The 591-nt window shown below is 43.8% G+C and carries 2 tRNA genes; both read left to right on the forward strand.

What is annotated here, in order from left to right:
• Positions 1 to 44: 44 nt before the first annotated feature.
• A tRNA-Ile gene (locus tag EFT72_RS18915) sits at positions 45 to 118 on the forward strand.
• Between the two features lie 97 nt (positions 119 to 215).
• Positions 216 to 288: transfer RNA gene (locus EFT72_RS18920), tRNA-Ala, on the forward strand.
• Positions 289 to 591 lie beyond the last annotated feature (303 nt).

The following is a 591-nucleotide window of genomic DNA, read 5'->3' on the forward strand; positions in this document are numbered from 1 at the left end:
GCTGGAGACGGCATGGGAGAGCAGGTGGGTGCCAGATTATTTATGGGCTTATAGCTCAGCTGGTTAGAGCGCACGCCTGATAAGCGTGAGGTCGGTGGTTCGAGTCCACTTAAGCCCATTGGTTTATCATTTGGTGATGAGCTAGATAAAAGAAAAAAGAAAATTAAAATATAGGGATAGCCTTTTTACAGGGTAGACCCACATCCAAGTAATATGGGGGTGTAGCTCAGTTGGGAGAGCACCTGCCTTGCAAGCAGGGGGTCAAGAGTTCGAATCTCTCCATCTCCACTGGTCGAAAGCAATTTAATGAGGACGAGTCGTAAGACGAAGACTGAATTTAATGCGAGACCGTTCACAAGTCTGAACAAACGAAAGTGAGTTTAGTTGAGTGGACAAACAATTATTGCGAGTGTTACGAAGCACTTCGAAAAGCTAATGCTTTTCTCAGTCACGGCGTTTCACGTCTATACAATCACATAAAAAACTGCTTAGGAAAGCAAGCTTTCCACACAGTTCTCCATATGATTGTGCATGCTTCTGATTGCATCGCGCACGTACCTTGAAAACCACATATTGAAATATATCTAGATA

Origin of the sequence: Clostridium sp. E02 (assembly GCF_003833015.1) — a bacterium.
Classification (GTDB): Bacteria; Bacillota; Clostridia; order Lachnospirales; family Lachnospiraceae; genus Lacrimispora.